The following is a 21,018-nucleotide window of genomic DNA, read 5'->3' on the forward strand; positions in this document are numbered from 1 at the left end:
GCCTTCGAACAGGTGTTTGAAACTCCGGGGGGAAGATGGGACAGTCACCCCATGGCCAAGAAGACTGTCACCGAGCTCCCCGACGGACCCCCCGACGCCTCGGGGCTCACCCCTCGCCAGCTGCGCGTGCTCGCGCACATCAAGGACAGCATCGAGATGCGCGGCTATCCGCCCAGCATGCGCGAGATCGGTGAGGCCGTCGGTCTCACGAGCTCCTCGAGCGTCGCCCACCAGCTCAAGTCGCTCGAGGAGAAGGGCTTCCTCAAGCGCGACCCCAACCGTCCCCGGGCACTCGAGGTCTTCCTGCCCGAGGTGCTGGCGGCCCGCAGGTCGATGAGCAGCGCCGACGACTCGACGTACGACCCGACGGGTGCCGGCGACGCGCACCCCGAGGCCACCTACGTGCCGATGGTCGGGCGCATCGCCGCCGGCGGCCCGATCCTGGCCGAGGAGCGCGTCGAGGACGTCTTCCCGCTGCCCAAACAGCTCGTCGGTGACGGCACGCTCTTCCTGCTCGAGGTCTCGGGCGACTCGATGATCGACGCGGCGATCTGCCACGGCGACTACGTCGTCATCCGCCAGCAGCCGACGGCCAACAACGGCGAGGTCGTGGCCGCCATGATCGACGGCGAGGCGACGGTGAAGACCTTCCAGAAGAAGGACGGCGAGGTCTGGCTGCTGCCGCACAACCCGGCGTTCGACCCGATCGACGGCACCCACGCGACGATCCTGGGCAAGGTCACCGCGGTCCTGCGGCGGATGTGACCGGGCTGCGCTAGACCAGGGTCGGATGGCCGGGACGGATCGGCGCGACGGGTCTAGCGTCGGGAGCCCCTCACCTCTTGCCCCCGGAGCCCTCGTGAACTCTCGTCCCGCACGTCTCGGCGTCCCCTTCCTGGTGTCGCTCGTGCTGGGGCTCGCGACCCTGGTGGCGCCGCCCGGCGCGCAGGCGCGTCCCTTGCCGGAGACCGAGAAGGGCGCGCGCGCCTCCGCCCCCGCCGCTCGCACCGCCCTCGACCGGGCACAGGGAGTGCTCGCCGGCCGTCAGCGTGGCGACGCGACGACGGCCCTGCGCCGGCTGGCCCTCTCGAAGTCGCAACTGACGGGCGCCGACCGCGCCGCGGCCGACCGGATCCTGGCGCGTCCGAGCGACCCCGGCGACGAGGACGGCTACGGCGCCAACCTGGTGACCACCACCTGCTCGGCCACGGTCTGCGTGCACTACACGACCACGGGTGACGAGGCGAGCACGGCGGAGTTCGCCGCCGCGACGCTGGCGGAGGCCTCCGCGGTCAACGACACCTACGTCGCAGCCGGCTACCGGGCACCCAAGCAGGACGGGACCCAGGGCGGGAACGCGCTGCCGGACGTCTACATCGCCGAGATCGGCGACAAGGGGCTCTACGGCTACTGCACGACCGAGGACGACGTGCCGTCGAACGGCCCCTACGACGTCTCGGCCTACTGCGTGGTCGACAACGACTACTCCGCGGACGAGTTCCCGACGAACACCCCTCTGGAGAACCTCCAGGTGACGGTGGCCCACGAGTACTTCCACGCCGTCCAGTACGCGTACGACGTCTACGAGGACGATTGGTTCCTCGAGGCGACCGCCGCCTGGGTCGAGGACATCCTCTACGACGACGTCGACGACAACCTGCAGTACCTCCGCGACAGCCCGCTGACGATGCCGCGCGCCTCGATGGACCAGTTCAACCGCGACAACGGCTTCCACTACGGGGTGTGGATCTTCTTCCGCTACCTGAGCGAGAAGTACCCCACGGCCCAGGGCGGTATGCCGACCATCGTCCGCGACATCATCCGTCGCACCGACGGCTCCGCCGGTGGACCCGACGACTACTCCTGGCAGGCCATCGGGAGGGTGATCCAGGCGCGCGGGAGCAGCGCGGCCCAGGCCTTCGCGTTCTTCGCCGACGCCAACCGCCGGCCTGCAAAGTCCTACGCGGAGGGCGCGGCCAACAGCTACCCGCAGGCACCGCTGGGCAATTTCAGGCTGAAGTCCGGGTGGTACGTCACGACGATCGACCACCTTGCCTCCGCCACCGGACGCTTCACACCGGGTCGGCGCGGGTCGAAGCTCAAGGTCACCGTCGACCTCGCTGACGAGGCGACCTCTCCCGCCGCGATCGTGTCGGTCTACCTGAAGTCGGGAGCCGTCAGCACCTCGGCTATCTCGCTCAACGGCTCGGGCAACGGGTCCAAGACCGTCGCCTTCTCCAGGAGCAAGGTGACGTCGGTCGAGGTGACGCTGGTCAACGGCAGCGGCCGCTTCCGCGACTGCTATTCCTATGCGACACCGTTCTCCTGCGGTGGAGCGGTCCCGCTCGACGACAACCGGTTGTTCAGGCTGTCCGCCACGCTCCGTTTCTGACCTGCTGCCGGGCGGGGAGGCCCTGTCCCCGCCCGGTTGTAGTGTCGGTGGCTCGCACCCCTTGATCTCTCGCGTTCGGAGCCATCTGTGTCAGCTCAGCCCACCCGTACGCCGCTGCTCGTCGTGGTCGTGGCCGTCCTGGCCGCGTTGCTCGCCGCACCCGTCGCGCAGGCGGAGGCTCCGGCGGCTGGTCCACCCGGTGCCGCCCCGGCGTCCGGCTCCCAGGCCCGCCAGGCGCTCGTCGCAGCCCAGTCGATCCTGCGCGGCGACTCCGACGTGCTCGCGCGCGGCTCGGCCTCCTCGGCCTCGAGCGATGGTGACGCCACCCTCGCGCTGCGCGACCTGGTCCTGCTGAAGGACCAGCTGACCGGCGCCGACCGGGAGGCCGCCGAGCGCCTGCTCGCCCGGCCGACCGGCGGCAACCAGGACCCGCAGGACGACGGCTACTCCGTGCCGGAAGCGACGCCGGTGTGCTCCGCGGACGTGTGCGTGCACTACGTCGCGACCACCCGCGACGCTGCCACCCCGGCCTACGTCAACACCGCGCTCGCCACGCTCACGTCGGTGCACAACACCTATGTCGGCGCCGGTTACCGCGAGCCCAAGGGCGACGGCACCCGCGGTGGCGGGTCCAACCTGATGGACATCTACCTCTCCGACATCGGCGACGCCGGCCTCTACGGCTACTGCACCACCGACGACAAGACCGCCTTCAAGGCACCGTGGGCCCGCTCGGCCTACTGCGTGCTCGACAACGACTACGCCCGCAGCGAGTTCGGCGACGCCAACACCGCCGAGGAGAACCTGCAGGTCACCGCCGCCCACGAATACTTCCACGCGGTCCAGTACGCCTACGACTTCAAGGAGGACAGCTGGTTGCTCGAGGCTACGGCCACCTGGGCCGAGGACGAGCTCTTCGACGCGGTGAACGACAACGTGCAATACCTCGGCTACAGCCCGCTGACCCGCCCGCGGCTGCCGATGGATTCCTCCGGCGGCGGTTTCTTCTACGGCACCTTCGTCTTCTTCCGTTTCCTCACCGAGCGCTTCCCCGCCGCCCAGGGTGGGCTGCCGACCCTGGTGCGTGACATCTGGCGCAAGGCCGACGGCACCAAGGGTGCCCCCGACCAATACTCCTGGCAGGCGGTCGCGACCGTGCTGCGCGGCAAGAAGACCACCGCGGCCAAGGCGTTCACCGCCTTCGCCGAGGCCAACCGACGCCCGGCCCAGACCTACGACGAGGGTGCGGCCAACCGCTACCCCAAGGCCCGCCTGGCCGACTCCCTCACCCTGGGCGTGCGCCAGTTCCGCCGAGAGGTGCGGCTCTCGCACCTGACGTCCGCGACCTACCGCCTGACGCCCGGCGGCGCCCTGCGCAACAAGGCCTTCAAGCTGCGCGTGCTGCTCGACCTGGCTCCGACCTTCCGTGGGTCCTCGGCGATCGTCACGGTCTACACCACGTCCGGCGACGTGCGCCGCAACATCATCAAGCTGCGCAAGGACGGCAACGCGACCAAGGTCGTGCCGTTCTCGAAGGCAGGAGTGCGTCAGGTCGAGGTGACGCTGGTCAACGCCAGCGGTCGCTACGACTGCTTCGTCCGGGGGGCCTTCTCGTGCCAGGGCGACTCGCGCGACGACCGCCAGGTCCAGAGGTTCAGCGCCCGCGCGTTCCGGTGACGAGCAGGTGAACGCTGGGTGCTCATCGGCGCAAACGCATGACCTCACGGGCGTCGGCGCGTTGACTACTGTCGTGAGCACCCTGCGCAGTCCCCTTCGCCGTCGTACGGTCCTGGCCGGCGGCACCGCCGCCGGAGCCGGCGCGGCCGCCCTCGTCGCGACCACGCCCGCCGGCGCCGCCCCCAGCGCCGCAGGCCCCGGGGGCACCGCCTATTTCCGCCACGGCGTCGCCTCGGGCGATCCCGAGCCGGACCGTGTGGTGATCTGGACCCGCGTGACCCCGACCGCAGCCAGCACCCCCGGCTCCGGCAAGGGCCCCAAGATCGACGTCGGCTGGGAGGTCTCGAGGGACCGGTCGTTCAGCTCGACCGTGCGCCGCGGCACCTTCGCGACCAGCGCGAGCCGCGACCACACCGTCAAGCTCGACGTCGGGGGGCTGAAGCCCGCGACGTGGTACTTCTACCGCTTCCGCTACCGCGGCTCGGTCAGCCGGGTCGGCCGCATGCGCACCGCGCCGGCCGCCGGGTCCTCCCCCGGGCACCTGCGCTTCGGTGTCGTCTCCTGCGCCAACCTGCAGGCCGGCTGGTTCACCGCCTACCGGGGCCTGGCGAAGCGCGACGACCTGCACGCGGTGCTCCACCTCGGCGACTACCTCTACGAATACGGTCCCGGCCAGTACGGCTACGGCTCCGACAACGTCGACATCCGCAAGCACCAGCCGGCCCACGAGATGGTTTCGCTGGCCGACTACCGCCAGCGGCACGCGCAGTACAAGCGCGATGCCGACCTGCAGGACCTGCACGCGAAATACCCCTGGATCATCACGTGGGACGACCACGAGGTGACCAACGACCAGTGGGAGGCCGGCGCGGAGAACCACACCGCCGGCGGCGGCCAGGGCGGCGAGGGCAACTACCTCCAGCGCCGGGCCCGCGCGCACCGCGCCTACGACGAGTGGATGCCGGTCCGCATGGACGCCACGGCCGCCCTGGGTGACGGCGCGCGGCTCTACCGGCGGCTCACCTTCGGCACCCTGGCCGAGATCAGCATGCTCGACCTGCGCACCTACCGCGACGAGCAGGTGAGGACAGCGGCGCCCACCCCCGTCCCAGCTCTCGAGGCCGAGGTCAGCGACCCCGACCGGACCCTGCTCGGTCGTCGCCAGATGCGGTGGCTCAAGGAGTCGCTGAGCCGCCAGCGGCCGCAGTGGAAGATCATCGGCAACCCGGTGATGATCGCGCCGGTCACCTTCGCCGCCGTGCCCCAGGACCTGCTCACCCCGATCAACGACGTCACCGGCCTGCTGCCCGACGACGGGCTGCCCTACAACGTCGACCAGTGGGACGGCTACACCGACGACCGGCGAGAGGTGCTGGCCCACATCCGCGACCACCAGATCAAGGACGCGTTGTTCGTGACCGGCGACATCCACTCCGGCTGGGCCTGCGAGCTGCCCTACGACGTCGGCGCCGACCCCGTGGTCGGCGACTCCGCGGGCGTGGAGTTCGTGTGCTCGTCGGTGACCTCCAACAACCTCAAGGACATCACCGGCACCCCGTCGCGCACCACGAGCGTGGCGGTCGAGCAGGTGATCATGGCCAACAACCAGCACATCAAGTACCTCAACTTCGACGACCACGGCTTCTCGGTCCTCGACGTCACCGCCAAGCGGGCCCAGATGGACTGGTTCATCATCGGCGACCGGGCCGACAAGCAGACGACCGTGCGCCACACCGCCTCCTTCGCCACGAGGACCGGCACCGGCAAGGTCATCAGCGTCGATCGGCCGGTGCGCTGATGTGTGAGCTGCCCTCCTGCTCCTCAGGGGACACGCCCTTCGCCGCCGGCCTCGCGGAGGTTCGCGCGGGTCGTCGTACGTTGTTGAAGGTGGGGGGCGCGGGCGTCGCCTTCTCGACTGCGGCCGGTGCGCTGGGTGCCGCCGCCGCGGCTGCTGCCGCGGCACCGCCGGGCAACCGCAAGCGGGCCTACGTGCTGGTCGTCGACGGCTGCCGGCCCGAGGAGATCGACAGCGGCCTGACGCCCAACCTGGCCGCGCTGCGCAACGGCGGGCTGCGCTTCCCGCGGGCCTCCTCGATGCCGGTCATGGAGACCATCCCCAACCACGTGATGATGATGACCGGGATGCGCCCCGACCGGACCGGGGTGCCGGCCAACTCGATCTACGACCGCAAGCTGGGCGAGACGCGGACGATGGAGCGGGCCTCGGACATCAAGGTCGACACGGTGATCGAGCGGCTCAACCGCAAGGGCTACCGGACCGGGACGGTCCTCAGCAAGGAATACCTCTACGGCGTCTTCGGTGACCGCGCGACCGCGCGCTGGGAGCCGGCGCCGATCATCCCGATCTCCGGGCACGCGCCCGACCACTTCACGATGAACGCCGCGCTGACGATGGTCGAGGAGCTCGACCCGCACCTGATGTTCGTCAACCTCGGCGACATCGACCGCTTCGGACACAGCGACTTCACCGGCACCACCGTGCGCGTGGCGCGCAAGCTGGCGCTGGTCGACACCGACCTGCTCGTGGGCCGCTTCGTCGACATGCTCAAGTCGACGGGTCGTTGGGAGCACTCCATCGTGGTCGTGCTCGCCGACCACTCGATGGACTGGTCGCGGCCCGACCGGGTCATCTCGCTGCAGTCGTCGATGGACGCCGACCCCTTCCTCGGTGGCAAGGTCGCGATCTCGGCCAACGGTGGCGCTGACCTCCTCTACTGGACCGGTGCCGCCGCCGAGCGCACCCGCGCGATCACGCGGATGCGCCAGATCGCCCTCGCCACCCCCGGCGTCCTGTCGGCCCCCCGTCGCACGGACAAGTGGTTGCGGCTGGGCCCCGAGGCCGGCGACGTCGTCGTCTTCTGCAAGTCCGGCTGGCGCTTCAGCGACCCCGACCCGATCACCGACAACCCGATCCCCGGCAACCACGGCCACCCTGCGACCCGAGCGATCCCGTTCTTCATCGGCGGCGGCCACCCGCGGGTCCCCTCGCGCAGCGCCTCCTCGGCGCACGCCAAGACCGTCGACGTCGCCCCCACGATTGCGTCGTTCTTCGGCGTCGGCTCGCCGCGGCGCGGCTGGGACGGGATCGCGCGGCTGTAGGTCTCAGGCCGTCGAGCCGGGAGCGTCCTCGACGACCCGCCACTCGTAGATGACCCACTCGTTGTCGGTGTGGCCGACCACGAGCACGGTCTGGCGCCTGCGAGCAGGAATCGTGCCGACGACATCGCCGCTTGAGTCACGGGCGGTGAGCTCCGGCTGGTCGAGCAAGGTCCTGACCTTCCAGTAGCGCACTTCTGGGTCATCGGGCAGTTCGCGCATCTGGAGCACCTGCACCGACCAGTCGTCGAAGTCGTAGACCTCCTGGTCCTGGTGAGCCTCGGCCGCGAGGTCGTTGATCTGCGAGCAGATCTGACAGAAGGCGTCGCTGCGGAGCACCGCTGCGGGGAAGGTCGTGCGCAGTGCGTACTGCACCTGGTCGACGAGGTGCACGGCGTAGGCGACCACCCGCGCCTTGGCATCGCGACCCATGGCCGGGTCGGGCGAGGTGGGCTCCGGGAGGCTCAGCACCGAGGCGGGCGGCCACGAAGGTTCGGTGCGGGTGGCCGAGACCTCCTGACGCGGCTCGGCGGTGGGATCGCCCGTGCACGCCGCCAGGAGCAGCAAGCAGACGAGGAGGTCCGCGCCCGCCTTCCCGAGTCGTGTCGTTGCCGGCACCTCAGCCGCCGGCCAGCCGCTTCAGGGCCTTGCGTACGACGGCAGGGTCGGTGGTCGTCCACATGGGCGGCAGGCTCGCCTTGAGGAAACCGCCGTAGCGAGCGGTCGCGAGCCGCGGGTCGAGCACGGCCACGACGCCGCGGTCGGTGGTGGTGCGGATCAACCGACCGGCGCCCTGGGCGAGGAGGAGCGCCGCGTGGGTGGCGGCGACCTGCATGAAGCCGTTGCCGCCGGCCTTGTCAGCGGCCTTCTGGCGCGCGCTCATGAGGGGGTCGTCGGGGCGCGGGAAGGGGATCCGGTCGATGAGGACCAGCTGGCAGGTCTCGCCGGGGACGTCGAGGCCCTGCCAGAGGCTGAGGGTGCCGAAGAGGCAGGTGTGGGGGTCGCTGACGAACTGCTTGGCGAGCTCGGGCAGCTGGGCCTCACCCTGCGCGAGGGTCGTGAGGTGCGGCAATCGCTCGCGGACGGCTGCTGCGGCGGCGTCGGCGGCGCGGCGGCTGGAGAAGAGCCCGAGCGTGCGGCCCTCGGCGGCGTCGACGAGCTCCACGATCTCGTCGATCTGCGCCTGGGCGAGGCCGTCGCGCCCCGGTGGCGGGAGGTGGCGGGCGACGTAGAGGATCGCCTGCTGGCCGTAGTCGAAGGGCGAGCCGACGTCCATGCCGACCCACGGCAGCGCTGCCTCGTCGTCGGAGACCGGCCCGTCGCCCAGCACCCGCTCGCTCGGCTTGAGGCCGACGTTGCTGGCGACGGCGGAGAAGTCGCCGCCGAGCATCAGGGTCGCCGACGTCATCACGACGGTCTTGTCGGTCAGGAGCTTGTCGCGCATCTGGCCCCACACCTGCAACGGTGCGACGCACAGCCGCGGGGGCATCCGCTCGGTGCCTTCGGTCAGCCACATGACGTCGGCGTCGGAACCGGCCGCCATGCGCTCGGCGGTCACGAAGACCTCCTGGACCGAGCCGCGGGCCTGCGTGCGGCCGGCGTCGCCGTCGGCGTCGGAGTCGCCCTTGGGGTAGGCCGACAGGCACGCCCGCGCCGCGTCGCGGATCAGCTGCAGCGCGTCCGAGATCTCCTCGGGCACCCGCTCGAAGCGCCCGGGCGTGCCCTGCGACAGCGCGTCGCGCAGGGCGCTCGCCGAGTCGGCGAGGTCGTCGGCCTGCGGGCCCTCGACGTAGCGCTGCGAGCGTCGGGCCGCCCGCTCGACGTCGGCGGCGAACAGCTCGTCGGTGGCGGCCTGGGTGACCCGAGCGGTGAGCTCGTGGGCCTCGTCGATCACCACCACGTCGTAGTCGGGGATCATCGGCACGCCCTCGATCGCGTCGATCGCGAGCAACGAGTGGTTGGTGATGACCAGGTGGGAGCGGTGGGCCTTCTCGCGGGCCAGCTCGACGAAGCACTCCTGGCCGAAGGGGCACTTGCTCGCCCCGAGGCAGTCGCGGTGGCCGACGCTGACCTGACGCCAGTCCTTGTCGGTGTGGCGCGGCGCGGCGTCACGCTCGCCACTGCCACCGCTCTCGGCCTCCTTCTCGGCCCAGGCGCGCAGCTCGAGGATCTTCTTGCCCTGCGAGCCTTCGGGCAGCTCGACGAGCGCGCCCTGGTCGTCGGGGACGCCCTCGCGGATGCGGTGCAGGCACGCGTAGTTGGAGCGGCCCTTGAGCACGGCGTAGGAGGTGTCGACACCAGGGGTGTCCTTGAGCGCCTCGACCAGGCGCGGGATGTCGCGCTCGACGAGCTGGTTCTGAAGCGCCAACGTCGCCGTGGCGACAACCACGCGCTCACGGTGCATCAGGCTCGGGACGAGGTAGGCCAGCGACTTGCCGGTGCCGGTGCCGGCCTGGACGAGCAGGTGCTGCTCATCGCTCATCGCCGTCGCGACCGCCTCGGCCATGGCGACCTGCCCGTCACGCTGCTCCCCACCCAGCGCCTCGACCGCGGCACCGAGCACCCGGCGTACGGGGCTGTCGGCGGCGGCGGGGGCAGGGGCGTCGGGCACCTGCGAACCCTAGCCGCGGCGGCGGACAGCGCCGACCAGGCGACCCCCCGCCTGTGCACGACCTAGGGTCGGCCCATGACCTATCTCGACGTGACCACCGCCGACGGCCGCACGCTGGAGGTCCTGGTGGAGGGGGACCCGGAGGGCTACCCCTGGCTCTACCACTCGGGCTCGCCCTCGGCGGCCGTGCCGTTCGCCGCGGTCGACGAGGCCGCCCGGTCACAGGGACTGCGGATGATCACCTGCTCCCGCCCCGGCTACGGCGGCTCGAGCCCCCGGCGCGCGGAGCAGGGACCGCCGCGGATGGTCGACGACGTGGCGGACGCGGTCACGGTGCTCGACCACCTCGGCGTGGGCGACTTCGTGACGCTCGGCTGGTCCGGCGGCGGACCCCGCGCCCTGGCCTGCGCGGCGCTGCTGCCCGCTCGCTGCCGCGCGGCGGCCAGCCTGGCCGGTGTCGCGCCCTACGACGCCGCCGGTCTCGACTGGTCGGCCGGGATGGCACCGGAGAACGTCGCCGAGTACGCCGCTGCCGAGCAGGGCGTCGACGCCTACGCCGCCTACCTGACGACGGAGTTCCTGCCGGTCATGCGGGCCAGCGCCGACGACCTGATCGAGGCGATGGGCACCCTGCTGACCCCGGTGGACCGGGCGGCGCTGGACCGCCCCTACGCGGACTACCTCTCCCGGACCTTCCGCCGTGCCGGCGCCCAGGGCGTCGTCGGTGTCCGGGACGACGGTCTCGCCGCCGCTGCTCCCTGGGGCTTCGACGTGGCGTCGATCAGCGTGCCCGTCGCCATCTGGCAGGGGCGCCAGGACGCGATGGTGCCCTACGCCCACGGCGCCTGGCTGGCCGCGCACGTGCCCGGCGCGACGCCCCACCTCCTCGAGGACGAGGGTCATCTCTCGCTCGTCGCCCGGCTCGACACGATCCTGGCGGACCTCAAGGACCTGGCGGGGTTGGGCTAGCCCTACGCCAGCGCCAGGCCACGCGCGTCGATGTAGTCGGGCGAGAGCACGTGCCCGATGGCGAGCGCAGCGGCGCCGAGGACCCCGGCGCGCTCGCCGGCCTGGGCGGTGCTCGGTGGCGAGCGGCAGCGATCGCGGGACCGGCGGCGACCGCCTCGAGGCAACCGGTGTTGCCGCAGCGACAAGTGACGTCGTCGGCGCGCAGGACCCGCACGTGCCCGAGGTCGCCGGCGGTGCCCTGGGCGCCGCGCTGCCGCTGACCTCCGGAGATGAGGCCGGCGCCGATGCCGGTGCTGACCTTGATGAAGACCAGGTCGTCGACGTCGTTGTCGATCAGCACGGGTACGGCGAACGCTCGCTGCACGTGCGCGGGCACGTCGTAGCGGTCCCGAGCCACATGATGTGGCAGGACCTCGACCCGGTCGCGTTCATCACCGACTTCGCCGACCGGATCTACCACGTCGACTGCAAGGACACCCGGATGCGGCTGGGCGGCGGACGCAACGGCGTCCTGTCCTCGCACCTGCCGTGGGGCGACCCGCGTCGCGGCTGGGACTTCGTGTCCACCGGTCGCGGCGACGTGCCCTGGGAGGACTCGTTCCGCGCCCTGGCCGCCATCGGCTACGACGGCCCGATCTCGGTCGAGTGGGAGGACGCCGGCATGGACCGCCTCCACGGAGCCCCCGAGGCGCTCGCGTTCCTCCGGCGCTTCGACTTCGATCCACCGGCTGCTGCGTTCGACGCGGCGTTCTCGAGCTGAGGCTCGGGGTTCGGGGCTGGTGGGGGCCGCTTCATCAAGGTATGTCGCCGGAGCGGCACTTCCCACGGTCGAACGTCGCCGGTCGCGCCTCGGGCGGCGTACTTCCCATGGCGACACGCCACCCACCACGGGGTGCCCGGCGTGGGAAGTGGCGGTTGGTCTGCATACCTTGATGGAGCGGCAAGCAGCGCGATCAGCCCAGCGCCGCCACCGCGTCAGCAACAGCATCGCCGAACTCCTGGTGCCCGGCGGGGGTGAGGTGCAGCCGGTCGTCGAGATAGGGCAGGTCGAGCCCCATCATCGAGAGGTACGACGCACCGTGCTGCTCGGCGAGCCCGGCGAGGAGGTCGTCGACGTGGGGCACGGCCGAGGAGCGGGCGGGTGCGTCGGCCGGCCCGACGACGAGCACGGGCAGGTCACCGAGCACGCCCATCAGCCGCGCGAAGCCGGCGCGGATCTCGGCGTCGGTGCGGTCGACGTCGTTGAGCCCGCCCTCGACGACCACCAGGTCGGCGCCGTCACGGACGGCCCGTGCCGCCCGGTCGGCGAAGGACACGCGACCGCAGCCGCTGGACCGGTCGCTGAAGCCGGAGCCGGAGAAGCCCGAGACGTGGACCCGGCCCGGCAGCCGTGAGGGCCAGGAGTCGGCGGCCAGGTCGAGGCCGAGACCCACCGAGTAGGAGTCTCCGACGACCACGACCCGCTCGCCCGAGCCGACGTCGGCGGTCAGGCGCGCGGCCGCGACCTGCTCGAAGCGGGCGCATCCGTCGACCCCCGCGCTGCTGGCATCGGAGAGCCACAGGGTGAGCAGCGAAGCAGCGACGAACAGGCACACGGCCGTCGTCAGCAGGCGCGCTCGCACGCTGGTCGCCCCCCGATGGATCACGAGGAAAGTGTGCGGCACCCGGGGCCGTGATCACGACCAGGTTGCCGAACCGTTATCGAACGACGTCCACGGCGTAGCCGGCGAGCTCACCGGCCAGGTCGTCGTTGGCGCGTCCGCGCACGAGCGTGCCGTCGGCGGTGTGCTCCAGGGTGGCGATCTCGCCCTCCTGGTGGATCCGGTTGACCAGGTCGCCGCGCTCGTAGGGCAGCAGCGCGTTGAACTCGACGCCCGGGCGCGGCAGCTCGCCCTCGATGACGGCGAGCGCCTCGGCGATGCCCTCGCCCGTGCGCGCACTGACCACGACCGAGTGCGGCTCGCGCTGCTGGATCCGCGCGATGACCAGCGGGTCGGCGGCGTCGGCCTTGTTGATGATGACCAGCTCGGGCACCTGCTCGGCACCGATCTCGACCAGCACCTCGCGCACGGCGGCCAGCTGGCCCTCCGGGTCGGGGTGGGAGCCGTCGACGACGTGGAGGATCAGGTCGGACTCGGCCACCTCCTCGAGGGTGGAACGGAACGCCTCGATCAGCTGGTGGGGCAGGTGCCTCACGAAGCCGACGGTGTCGCTCATCGTGTAGACACGGCCGTCCGTGGTCGTCGTACGACGGACCGTGGGGTCGAGGGTCGCGAACAGGGAGTCCTCGACCAGCACCCCGGCGCCGGTGAGGCGGTTGAGCAGCGAGGACTTGCCGGCGTTGGTGTAGCCCGCGATGGCGACCGAGGGGATCTGGTTGCGCTGGCGCTCCTGGCGCTTGTTGTCGCGGGTGCCCTTCATCGCCTTCAGCTCACGACGCAGCTTGGCGATCTTGTCGTTGATGCGTCGGCGGTCGGTCTCGATCTTGGTCTCACCGGGGCCACGGCCACCGATGCCGCCGCCCTCGGCGCCGACGCGGCCACCGGCCTGACGGGAGAGGTTGCCACCCCAGCCGCGCAGGCGCTGCTTCATGTATTGCAGCTGAGCCAGCTCGACCTGCGCCTGGCCCTCCTTGGACTTGGCGTGCTGGGCGAAGATGTCGAGGATCAGCGCGGTCCGGTCGACGGCCTTGACCTTGAGCCGGTCCTCGAGGTTCCTCAGCTGGCTGGGCGCGAGGTCGCCGTCGAGGACGACGGTGTCGGCGCCGGTGGCCTGCACGATCTCGAGGAGGCCCTCGACCTTGCCGCGACCGATGTAGGTGGCCGGGTCGGGCGTCTGGCGGCGCTGGTAGATCGCCTCGAGCACCTCCGAGCCGGCGGTCTCGGCGAGCAGCGCGAGCTCGGCCATCGAGTTCTCGGCGTCCTGGATCGAGCCCTCGGTCCACACCCCGACGAGCACCACGCGCTCCAGGCGGAGCTGGCGGTACTCGACCTCGGTGATGTCCTCGAGCTCGGTGCGCAGGCTCGCGACGCGGCGCAGCTGGTGGCGCTCGGCGAGCTCCATCGCCCCGACGGTCGGCTCGTCCTCGGGGTCGGGCTCGTCGGCCCAGGTGGTGTCGGGCTCGCTCTCGTCCCAGTCGTCGGTGGCCTCGAGCTCGTGGTCGAGGTTGAAGTCGTCAGCGTTTGCGGTAGTCATACGTCCTCCAGCCTAGGTCGGCGGGCGAACCAACGCGAACCCCTTTTCGGGTGGGGTCACCGCCCGGGGTCGTCGAGTGACACGGAATGCATGCTCTGGGGGGCTCAGGACATGCTCCAGGCGTCACTCGACGCGACCTGAGACGGCCGAGCACGACCTGAGACGATCACCGGGTGCTCCGCCTCTCCCCCGACGCCCACGAGCTCGACGACCTGCTGGCCGACCTGCTGGCCGACCTGGTCAGTCGCGGCGGTCGGCTGCTGGGGATCACCGGAGCACCCGGCGCCGGCAAGTCCACGCTGTCCGCGTTGCTGGCGAGCCGGCACGGCGCCACCGTCGTCCCGATGGACGGCTTCCACCTCGCCGACGCCGAGCTGGACCGGCGCGGGCTGCGCGGCCGCAAGGGCGCGCCGGAGACCTTCGACGCCGAGGGGTACGCCGTGCTGCTGCGGCGGGTGCGGGGCCACGAGGCGCTGGTGATGGCGCCTGCCTTCGACCGCGACCTCGAGCAGCCGGTCGCCGGGTCGATCGCGGTCCCCGGCACGGCCGACCTGGTAGTGACCGAGGGCAACTACCTGCTGCTGCCGACCGCGCCCTGGCCCGTCGTCCGCGCCGAGCTCGACGTCGTCTGGCACGTCGTCACCGACGAAGGCCTCCGCCTGGAGCGCCTGCACGCTCGGCACGAGGCGTTCGGCAAGACCCCCGCGCAGGCGCGGGCGTGGGTGAGGGACGTCGACCAGCCCAACGCCGCGCTCATCGAGGCCGCTGCCGGCACGGCCGACCTCACGCTGGACGTGACCGGGCTTGTTCCTGGGGCTCCAGCAGCGTCGACCACAAGACCGCGCCCGTCCCGTCGTGCAACGTGACCGTCAGCTCGCCGGTGGCGGCCACCTGGGCGTGCCCGAAGAACTGGTGGCCGGCGCGGGGCGACTCCCGCCCCCCTGAGTCGTTGCCCCGCGAGTAGTCCACCCGGGGGCCGAAGGTCCGGTCGAGCTGGTCGTCCTTGGCGGGGAACGTCTCGGCCGCGATGGGACCGGAGACGAACTCCCAGAACGGGTCGAAGTCGGTGAACGCCGCCCGCTCGGGTGCGTAGTGGTGGGCGGCCGTGTAGTGGACGTCGGCGGTGAGCCACACGACGTTGCGCACCCCGTTGCGCTTCAGGCCCGAGAGCACCCGGGCGATCTCAGGCTCCCGCCCGACCGGCCGGCCGTCGGCGCCGTTGCCGGGGCCGTCGAGGTCGTCGGCGTGGGTCGAGGGGATGGACAGCGGGAGGTCGGCGCAGACCACCTTCCACGTGGCCGTCGAGGCGGTCAGCGACTCGACCAGCCACCGCTCCTGGACCGGCCCGAGGATCCCCTTGTCGTCGGCCCCGGAGTTGGCGCCTCGGTAGGAACGCATGTCGAGGCAGAAGACGTCGAGGTGCTGCCCGCGCGGGACCTTGCGGTAGATGCGCAGCCCCGCGAAGCCGTCACCGGTCTCGGAGACCAACCGGTCCACGGGCACCGGTTGGTACTCCTGCCACGCCCGTCGACCACGCGCCGCCAGGACGTCGCAGCGTCGCTCGGTGTAGCGGTCATCGTCGGTCAGCTCGCCGGGGAACCAGTTGTTGACGGTCTCGTGGTCGTCCCACATCGCGATCGTCGGCACCTCGGCGTAGAGCGCGCGCACGTGGGCGTCGTCGAGGGTGTAGCGGTGCCGGCCCCGGAAGTCGGCCAAGGTCTCGGCCACGTGCGTCACCGCGTCGGTCAGCTCGTTGCGCCACACCCGGCCGTCGTCCTCGACGACCGTCTCCTCCATCGGCTCGTCGCCGTAGATGGTGTCGCCACAGTGGACGAAGAAGTCGGGTCGGGTCTCGAGCATGGCGCGGTAGGCCGTGAGCCCGCCGAGCTCGGCATTGATCCCCCACCCCTGACCGCAGGTGTCACCGGACCAGACGAACGACTGGGGCGCCGCGTGCAGCGGGGCCGTGCGGAAGGTGAGCCGCTCCGGCACGGAGTCCCCGCCGGAGCCACCGGGACCGGTGAACCAGACCGTGGCGTCGTAGGCCCGTCCCGGTGTCAGGCCGGTCAGCTGCAGCCGGGCGGTGTAGTCGCTGCGCGCGTCGGTCCAAGGGCCGCGCACCGACCGCAGTCGGCGCCCACTGCTCTCCAGCCGCAGCATCAGCCGGCCCTGCTGGCCCGCCCGGGCCCAGACGACGGCCGAGCCAGTGCTCACCTCGCCGGTGCGAGCCCCCGTGATGGAGCCGCGTCCCATGATCAGGTACGGCGCCTCCCGGCCGAGCCCGGCCCCCATGAGACCGGGGACCGCCCCCACGGCGACTCCCGCGAAGAGGGTGCTGCGACGTCCGATCCTGGGCTGCTCCGGCGCGACCACGCCACCGAGACAACCCGGCCAGGTTGACCAGACCCGGACGCCTCGATGACGAGTCGCCCAACAGCGCCCGAAGTCCTACGTGCGGGGTCCTACTTGGGGGGCATCCGGATGCCGCCGTCGACGCGGACGACCTCGCCGTTCATGTAGGCGTTGGTGAGGCACTCCACGACCATGCTCGCGAGCTCCTCGGGCGTGCCGAGCCGCTTGGGGAAGAGCACGTTCTGGCCGAGGTTGGCCTTGAAGGCCTCCGAGTCGGGGCCCTCGCCGTAGATCGGGGTGTCGATCAGGCCGGGCGCCACGGTGTTGAGACGGATGCCGGCGGCCGACAGGTCGCGTGCGACCGGGAGGGTCATCCCGACGACCCCGCCCTTGGAGGCGGAGTAGGAGGCCTGGCCGATCTGGCCGTCGAAGGCGGCGACCGAGGCGAGGTTGACGATGGCGCCGCGACACCCGTCCTCGTCGGGCTCGTTCTGGCTCATCGCCGTCGCGGCCTGGCGGACCATGTCGAAGGTGCCGATCAGGTTGATCTGGACGACCTTGGTGAAGGCCTCGAGCGAGTGGGCCGACTCGACCAGGCCGTCTCGGCCGATCGTGCGCTGGGCCCAGCCGATGCCGGCGGAGTTGACGACGGCGCGCAGCGGCGCGATGTCGGAGGCGACCTTGACCGCGTCGGCGATCTGCTCGGTGTTGGTCACGTCGACCTGGACGAAGACGCCCTTGATCTCCTCGGCCAGGGCCTCGCCCTTGTCGGCCTGGAGGTCGGCGACCACGACGGTGGCGCCCTTGGCGGCGAGCGCGCGAGCAGCGGCCGCGCCGATGCCCGAGGCCGCGCCGGTGACGATGGCAGAAGATCCGGTGAGTTCCATGCAGCGGACTTTAGTGGCGCTCAGAGGGCCGTGGTGCCGCGGGCCACGATGAGAGCCGGGCCCGTCATCAGCACCCGGTCGTCGGTCGTCCAGGTGATCGAGAGCGTGCCGCCCGGCAGGTCGACGGTGTAGGCCGTGCCACGCGGTGCGTCGTCGGCCAGCGCCGCCGCGACCATCACCGCGCAGGCACCCGTGCCGCAGGAACGGGTCTCCCCCGAGCCCCGCTCGTGCACCCGCATCGCGACGTGCTGAGGCCCTCGTCGTACGACGAACTCGACGTTGACGCCCGCGGAGTAGACCCCCACGTCGTGGGCCGGTGCCTCGAGCAGCGGACCGGCGTGCTCGAGCGCGTCGACGAACGCGACGGCGTGCGGGTTGCCCAGGTCGATGTGCCGCGCGCGCCAGGTGTGGCCCGGCACGGACACCTCGGTGTCGCCCAGGACCTTCGGCGTCCCCAGGTCGGCGGTGACGAGCCCGTCGGCGCCCAGGGTGAGCACCTTGACCCCGTCGCGGGTGCCGACCGGGATCGGCTGGGAGGGGTCAGCCAGGCCTTCCTCGACGAGGTGCCGCGCGAAGACCCGGATGCCGTTGCCGCACATCTCCGAGAGCGAGCCGTCGTGGTTGCGGTAGTCCATGAACCACTCGGCGTCCTGCCCCCGCCCGGCCTCGAGCGCGGCAGTGCGGATGACGCGCAGCACCCCGTCGCCGCCGATGCCGGCGCGCCGGTCGCAGAGCGCGCGCACCCGCTCGATCGACAGGTCGCCGTGCAGGCTGCCGTCGTGGTCGGGCAGGAGCACGAAGTCGTTCTCGGTGCCGTGGCCCTTGAGGAAGGGGTAGTTCATCGGTAGAGGCCTTCCGCGTAGGAGGGTCCGTAGTAGGCGTCGAGCTGCTCGAGACTCATCCCGCTCGGCTCGACGTCGTGGGCGATGACGGCGCGCCGCGGGACGCTCCCGGTGGGGTCCCAGGTCTCGGGCTGCCACAGCTGCGAGCGCAGGAAGGCCTTCGAGCAGTGGAAGTAGATCTCCTCGATGTCGACGACCACCGCGAGCAGCGGGCGATGGCCCTTGACCACCATCTCGTCGAAGAACGGCGCATCGCTGACCAGCCGCGCCCGCCCGTTGACCCGCAGGGTGTCGCCGCGGCCAGGGATCAGGAAGTGCAGCCCGACGTGCGGGTTGGCCAGGATGTTGCGGTAGCCGTCGGCTCGCCGGTTGCCCGGCCGCTCCGCCAGCGCGATCGTCACCTCGTCGATGACGTGGACCAGCCGACCAGCCGGGTCACCCTTCGGCGAGGCGTCGCAGGCACCGGTGCCGGAGGCCGTGGCCATGACGCAGTAGGGCGACGCGGCGAGCCAGTCGCGGTCGACGTCGAGCAGCGCGGCGCGCCCCTTGCCCGCGGCGCGGGCGTTGGGCTCGCCGAGCAGATCGACGAGCTCGTCGACGGTGGCGATCTCGGTCCAGGCGGCGCTGCTCACGATGCTCACGCTACTCGCGGGCTAGTCGCGCAGGCCGGGATGGCTCCGGGCCAGGACCGGCAGCAGCAGGCTGCGCGGTGTCACCTGGGAGACCGCCGCGGCGAGCCGGTTGGCGGTGCCGGGGATCACGACCAGGCGGCCCTTGGCCATCCCGTCGACAGCGGCCTTCGCAACGTCGGCGGCACCGACCCACATGATCGCCGGCAAGGCCTCCTCGGCGTCCTCCTTCGAGAAGCCCGCGGCCGCGCCGAACCCCGTGTCGACCGGGCCGGGGCAGAGCGTGGTCGCGGTGACGCCGGTGCCCCGCAGCTCACCGGCCAGCGACTGCGTGTAGGAGAGGACGAAGGCCTTGCCGGCGCCGTAGCCCGCCTGGCCCGGCAGTGGCTGGAAGGCAGCCGTCGACGCGACGTTGAGCACGGCGCCCCTGCCCCGGTCGACCATGCCGGGCAGGAAGCGGGTGCACAGGTCGGCGACCGCGACGACGTCGACCTCGATCATGTTCATCTCGGCCGCGGGATCTGCCTTGCTCACCGGGCCGAGCGTGGACAGACCGGCGTTGTTGACCAGGATGTCGGGGACCAGCGCGAGGTCGGTCAGCCGGTCGAGGAGCTGCGCCCGAGCGGCCCGGTCGGACAGGTCGGCGCCGATCACGTCCGCCCGTCCGCCCGCCGCGGTGATCTCGGCCGCCAGGTCCTGGAGCTTGCTGACCGTGCGGGCCACCAGGGTCACCTGGTGGCCGCGCCTGGCCAGCTCGCGGGCGATCTCGGCGCCGATCCCCGACGAGGCACCGGTGACGACGGCGGTGCGGTCCGGTGCGGGCTTCGGAAGGCTCATGCGGCTGAGCCTAGGGCTGCGCGTCCCGCGCGCCGACCACGTCATAGCGGGCGCAGGCGAACGCACCGTTCTGCGCGAGCTCGGTGAGTCGCAGGTCGTAGCGGCGCGGGAAGAGCGGACGCCCCGCGCCGAGCGTGACCGGCGCGATCGAGACGACCACCTCGTCGAGCAGGCCGACGTCGGCGAGCTGCCCGGCCAGGTCTCCCCCGCCCACGACCCAGACGTCCCGGTCGCCTGCGGCGGCGACCATCGCCGCGTGGACGTCGGCGATCGGGGCGTCGGTGAAGGCGATCTGCTCGCCGATCGGCTCGAACGTGCGGTGGGTGAGCACCCAGGTCGGCACGTCATAGGCCCAGGCCTCGCCTGTCTCCGCCTGGTGGTCGGCGATCCACTGGTAGGTCGTGGCACCCATCACGAGCGCACCGATGCCGGTGATGAAGGCGGTGTAGCCCATCGGCCCGTCGGCGTCGACGTCCTGGGTGAAGAGCCAGTCGAGCGAGTCGTGCTCGTCGGCGATGAAGCCGTCGAGGGTCGTGGCGGTGTAGTAGACGGTGCGGGTCATGTCGTCATGGTGTGCTGAGCGCCGCGACGGCGTCCAGCGCCCGTTGCGCCCGGTCGGGGGCGTCGAAGCGCACCCAGACGATCCGCGGGTCCTTCTTGAACCACGCGTCCTGGCGCCGGGAGAACTGCCGGGTCGCGATGACCGTGCGCTGGCGGGCCACGTCGAGGCTCAGGTCGCCGGCGAGGTGAGCGCGCACCTCGCGGTAGCCGATCGCCCGCGACGCCGTGACCCCGACGGCCAGGCCCTCGGAGAGGAGGCGCTCGACCTCGGCGACGAAGCCGGACTCGAACATCGCGGACACCCGCTGCTCGATACGCCGGTCGAGGCTCGGGCGGTCGATCTCCAGGCCCAGCTGGAGAGTGCGGGGGTCGGCATAGGTGAGCTCGGGCAGCGATGACGCGTAGGGCGCCCCGGTGATCTCGATGACCTCGAGGGCGCGCACGACCCGGCGGCCGTTCTCGCGCTCGATCTTGGCGGCCGCGGCGGGGTCGATCTGCGCGAGGCGGGCGTGCAGGGCGAACGAGCCGACCTCCGCTAGCTCGGCCTCCCAGCGGGCCCGGACCTCAGGATCCGTGGCGGGGAACTCGAAGCGGTCGAGGATCGCGCGGGTGTAGAGGGCGCTGCCGCCGACGAGCACCGGCGTGGTCCCGCTGCCCCGCAGCTCGGCCGTCAGGTCACGCGCCTGCTCCTGGAAGCGGGCGACGGTGAGGGGCTCACGGACGGTGAGCAGGTCGAGCAGGTGGTGGGTGATGCCACGGCGCTCGGTGAGCGGCACCTTCGCCGTACCGACGTCCATGCCGGCATAGACCTGCATCGCGTCGGTGTTGACGATCTCGCCGCCCAGGGCCTCCGCGAGATCGAGCGACAACCCCGTCTTGCCGGACGCCGTGGCGCCGACGAGCGCGACGATCGGCGGTGTGGACATGTGGCTAGTGTGGCAAGCACCGA

At 71.7% G+C, this 21,018-nt stretch carries 20 protein-coding genes; 8 read left to right on the plus strand and 12 right to left on the minus strand.

Annotation, left to right across the window (positions count from 1 at the left end):
• Positions 1 to 51: 51 nt before the first annotated feature.
• From lexA to BM204_RS10670, 5 genes are all read left to right on the plus strand, one after another.
• Positions 52 to 765 carry a transcriptional repressor LexA gene (gene lexA / locus BM204_RS10650; RefSeq protein ID WP_091112950.1) on the plus strand — a complete coding sequence of 238 codons (714 nt, stop codon included), beginning with the start codon at positions 52 to 54 and terminating at the stop codon, positions 763 to 765.
• Positions 766 to 859: 94 nt separating this feature from the next.
• Entirely contained in the window at positions 860 to 2,392 is a 1,533-nt protein-coding gene (locus BM204_RS10655) for an MXAN_6640 family putative metalloprotease (protein WP_091112952.1), read from the plus strand.
• An 87-nt stretch (positions 2,393 to 2,479) separates the two neighbouring features.
• On the plus strand, positions 2,480 to 4,069 hold the full coding sequence (locus BM204_RS10660) for an MXAN_6640 family putative metalloprotease (protein ID WP_091112954.1): 1,590 nt from the start codon (positions 2,480 to 2,482) through the stop codon (positions 4,067 to 4,069).
• A 73-nt stretch (positions 4,070 to 4,142) separates the two neighbouring features.
• The gene (locus BM204_RS10665) at positions 4,143 to 5,867 is read left to right on the plus strand and encodes an alkaline phosphatase D family protein (protein WP_246166132.1); all 1,725 of its coding nucleotides are present in this window, start codon (positions 4,143 to 4,145) and stop codon (positions 5,865 to 5,867) included.
• A complete protein-coding gene (locus tag BM204_RS10670) occupies positions 5,867 to 7,189 on the plus strand; it encodes an alkaline phosphatase family protein (protein ID WP_091112956.1) in 1,323 nt (440 codons plus the stop codon). Before BM204_RS10665 ends, BM204_RS10670 begins: the two co-directional genes overlap by 1 nt.
• Positions 7,190 to 7,192: 3 nt before the next feature.
• Here the strand turns inward: BM204_RS10670 and BM204_RS10675 are convergent, their stop codons facing one another.
• Together BM204_RS10675 and BM204_RS10680 are read right to left on the minus strand one after the other, a co-directional pair.
• Positions 7,193 to 7,753: a hypothetical protein gene (locus BM204_RS10675; RefSeq protein ID WP_091112959.1), complete on the minus strand. Its 561-nt coding sequence runs from the start codon at positions 7,751 to 7,753 to the stop codon at positions 7,193 to 7,195.
• 52 nt (positions 7,754 to 7,805) lie between these two features.
• A complete protein-coding gene (locus BM204_RS10680; RefSeq protein WP_091112962.1) occupies positions 7,806 to 9,797 on the minus strand; it encodes an ATP-dependent DNA helicase in 1,992 nt (663 codons plus the stop codon).
• A gap of 75 nt (positions 9,798 to 9,872) precedes the next feature.
• Between BM204_RS10680 and BM204_RS10685 the strand changes: the two genes are divergently transcribed.
• Complete coding sequence (locus BM204_RS10685) at positions 9,873 to 10,766, plus strand: alpha/beta fold hydrolase (protein WP_091112964.1); 894 nt, start codon at positions 9,873 to 9,875, stop codon at positions 10,764 to 10,766.
• Here BM204_RS10685 and BM204_RS10690 read toward each other — a convergent pair.
• Positions 10,741 to 11,100 carry an ROK family protein gene (locus tag BM204_RS10690; RefSeq protein WP_256215642.1) on the minus strand — a complete coding sequence of 120 codons (360 nt, stop codon included), beginning with the start codon at positions 11,098 to 11,100 and terminating at the stop codon, positions 10,741 to 10,743. The genes BM204_RS10685 and BM204_RS10690 overlap by 26 nt on opposite strands.
• Here BM204_RS10690 and BM204_RS10695 point away from each other — a divergent pair.
• Positions 10,981 to 11,526 (plus strand): sugar phosphate isomerase/epimerase family protein, encoded by a 546-nt coding sequence (locus BM204_RS10695; protein WP_246166129.1) that lies wholly within the window; start codon positions 10,981 to 10,983, stop codon positions 11,524 to 11,526. The genes BM204_RS10690 and BM204_RS10695 overlap by 120 nt on opposite strands.
• 193 nt (positions 11,527 to 11,719) lie before the next feature.
• On the opposite strand, the gene BM204_RS10700 is transcribed toward BM204_RS10695, so the two are convergent.
• Both BM204_RS10700 and hflX read right to left on the minus strand, forming a co-directional pair.
• Positions 11,720 to 12,412: an SGNH/GDSL hydrolase family protein gene (locus tag BM204_RS10700; protein ID WP_143099723.1), complete on the minus strand. Its 693-nt coding sequence runs from the start codon at positions 12,410 to 12,412 to the stop codon at positions 11,720 to 11,722.
• A 52-nt stretch (positions 12,413 to 12,464) separates the two neighbouring features.
• On the minus strand, positions 12,465 to 13,961 hold the full coding sequence (gene hflX, locus BM204_RS10705) for a GTPase HflX (RefSeq protein ID WP_091112969.1): 1,497 nt from the start codon (positions 13,959 to 13,961) through the stop codon (positions 12,465 to 12,467).
• Positions 13,962 to 14,134: 173 nt separating this feature from the next.
• Here hflX and BM204_RS10710 point away from each other — a divergent pair, with 173 nt between their 5' ends.
• A complete protein-coding gene (locus tag BM204_RS10710) occupies positions 14,135 to 14,827 on the plus strand; it encodes a nucleoside/nucleotide kinase family protein (RefSeq protein WP_246166126.1) in 693 nt (230 codons plus the stop codon).
• Here the strand turns inward: BM204_RS10710 and BM204_RS10715 are convergent.
• The 7 genes from BM204_RS10715 to miaA form a co-directional block, all read right to left on the minus strand.
• On the minus strand, positions 14,745 to 16,334 hold the full coding sequence (locus BM204_RS10715; RefSeq protein ID WP_218031167.1) for an alkaline phosphatase D family protein: 1,590 nt from the start codon (positions 16,332 to 16,334) through the stop codon (positions 14,745 to 14,747). The genes BM204_RS10710 and BM204_RS10715 overlap by 83 nt on opposite strands.
• Positions 16,335 to 16,423: 89 nt before the next feature.
• Positions 16,424 to 17,200, minus strand: a complete 777-nt coding sequence (locus BM204_RS10720; protein ID WP_091112971.1) for an SDR family oxidoreductase — start codon at positions 17,198 to 17,200, stop codon at positions 16,424 to 16,426.
• A 20-nt stretch (positions 17,201 to 17,220) separates the two neighbouring features.
• The gene (gene dapF, locus BM204_RS10725) at positions 17,221 to 18,042 is read right to left on the minus strand and encodes a diaminopimelate epimerase (RefSeq protein WP_091112974.1); all 822 of its coding nucleotides are present in this window, start codon (positions 18,040 to 18,042) and stop codon (positions 17,221 to 17,223) included.
• Positions 18,039 to 18,674, minus strand: coding sequence for an MSMEG_1061 family FMN-dependent PPOX-type flavoprotein (locus tag BM204_RS10730; protein ID WP_091113198.1), 636 nt, complete (start codon positions 18,672 to 18,674; stop codon positions 18,039 to 18,041). The genes dapF and BM204_RS10730 overlap by 4 nt, the downstream gene beginning before the upstream one ends.
• Positions 18,675 to 18,695: 21 nt before the next feature.
• Complete coding sequence (locus tag BM204_RS10735) at positions 18,696 to 19,508, minus strand: SDR family NAD(P)-dependent oxidoreductase (RefSeq protein ID WP_091112975.1); 813 nt, start codon at positions 19,506 to 19,508, stop codon at positions 18,696 to 18,698.
• 10 nt (positions 19,509 to 19,518) lie between these two features.
• Positions 19,519 to 20,070 (minus strand): dihydrofolate reductase family protein, encoded by a 552-nt coding sequence (locus BM204_RS10740; protein ID WP_091112978.1) that lies wholly within the window; start codon positions 20,068 to 20,070, stop codon positions 19,519 to 19,521.
• Between the two features lie 4 nt (positions 20,071 to 20,074).
• On the minus strand, positions 20,075 to 20,995 hold the full coding sequence (gene miaA, locus BM204_RS10745; RefSeq protein WP_091112980.1) for a tRNA (adenosine(37)-N6)-dimethylallyltransferase MiaA: 921 nt from the start codon (positions 20,993 to 20,995) through the stop codon (positions 20,075 to 20,077).
• Between the last annotated feature and the right edge of the window lie 23 nt (positions 20,996 to 21,018).

Source organism: Nocardioides psychrotolerans (assembly GCF_900113685.1).
GTDB lineage: Bacteria > Actinomycetota > Actinomycetes > Propionibacteriales > Nocardioidaceae > Nocardioides > Nocardioides psychrotolerans.

Bases quoted from the DNA above. Each gene is read 5' to 3' on its own strand.
- BM204_RS10740 (WP_091112978.1), bottom strand. From the start codon at position 20,070: ATGACCCGCACCGTCTACTACACCGCCACGACCCTCGACGGCTTCATC.
- BM204_RS10685 (WP_091112964.1), top strand. From the start codon at position 9,873: ATGACCTATCTCGACGTGACCACCGCCGACGGCCGCACGCTGGAGGTC.
- dapF (WP_091112974.1), bottom strand. From the start codon at position 18,042: ATGAACTACCCCTTCCTCAAGGGCCACGGCACCGAGAACGACTTCGTG.
- hflX (WP_091112969.1), bottom strand. From the start codon at position 13,961: ATGACTACCGCAAACGCTGACGACTTCAACCTCGACCACGAGCTCGAG.
- miaA (WP_091112980.1), bottom strand. From the start codon at position 20,995: ATGTCCACACCGCCGATCGTCGCGCTCGTCGGCGCCACGGCGTCCGGC.
- lexA (WP_091112950.1), top strand. From the start codon at position 52: ATGGCCAAGAAGACTGTCACCGAGCTCCCCGACGGACCCCCCGACGCC.
- BM204_RS10670 (WP_091112956.1), top strand. From the start codon at position 5,867: ATGTGTGAGCTGCCCTCCTGCTCCTCAGGGGACACGCCCTTCGCCGCC.
- BM204_RS10720 (WP_091112971.1), bottom strand. From the start codon at position 17,200: ATGGAACTCACCGGATCTTCTGCCATCGTCACCGGCGCGGCCTCGGGC.
- BM204_RS10735 (WP_091112975.1), bottom strand. From the start codon at position 19,508: ATGAGCCTTCCGAAGCCCGCACCGGACCGCACCGCCGTCGTCACCGGT.